This is a genomic window from Halorubrum sp. SP3 (assembly GCF_005435195.1).
GTDB classification, from domain to species: domain Archaea; phylum Halobacteriota; class Halobacteria; order Halobacteriales; family Haloferacaceae; genus Halorubrum; species Halorubrum sodomense.
Window position 1 is genome coordinate 1 of the sequence record NZ_SGTU01000246.1, and the last position, 603, is coordinate 603.

A 603-nucleotide genomic window follows, 5' to 3' on the forward strand; every position below is an offset into this window, starting at 1 on the left:
GCCACAGGACAAAGCGCAAGTTCTCTACCCGTATCTCGTCGGGGACGATGTGCTTGTCCGCTATGTCATCCACGAGTACGTACAGCGACTTTTTGTAAATTCTACAGACGCCCTTGACTTCTCGAACGAGGCACTCACTACTGTGCTTGACCAATTTGAATACTCTGATGGGTCCGCTTTCGACTACGCTGACTCCACCACGGAACGTTGGTGTGAAGGCGTCCGATCAGTCATGCGTGAGATCGGTGTCCTTGAAGATCAGCAAACTGTCGTCGGTGATCCACCATCCCTTGGAGATGTACCACTCCTCGTTGCGATGGATTACTCGTACGAGGAGGGTGGTGACGAGTGGTTTGAGTCGCCGGTCGGCCTCCAGTACCTGTTCCAACCGAGCGATCGGTGGGAAGAGCTCTACGATAGAGTGGCTAGAACGGACGCCTGGGAGTACGTCGAACTCCACGGAAGCCTCCAACTGCGGCCTACTGACGAACCGTACGCATGGATCTCTGAAAGGGGTGCTGAATGATGGTTGGCCCAACTTGGTTCGAAGACCTGCCTGAGGATTTCGAAGAATCAGTACGCATCGACCGCGAAGAGCAGTCA

Annotated in this window: 1 protein-coding gene; it reads left to right on the forward strand. The window is 54.4% G+C overall.

Features of this window, described 5'->3' with window-relative positions:
• A partial coding sequence (locus EXE42_RS16440) for a hypothetical protein (protein WP_241988427.1) occupies positions 1-526 on the forward strand: 526 nt, incomplete at its 5' end.
• Positions 527-603: the final 77 nt, after the last annotated feature.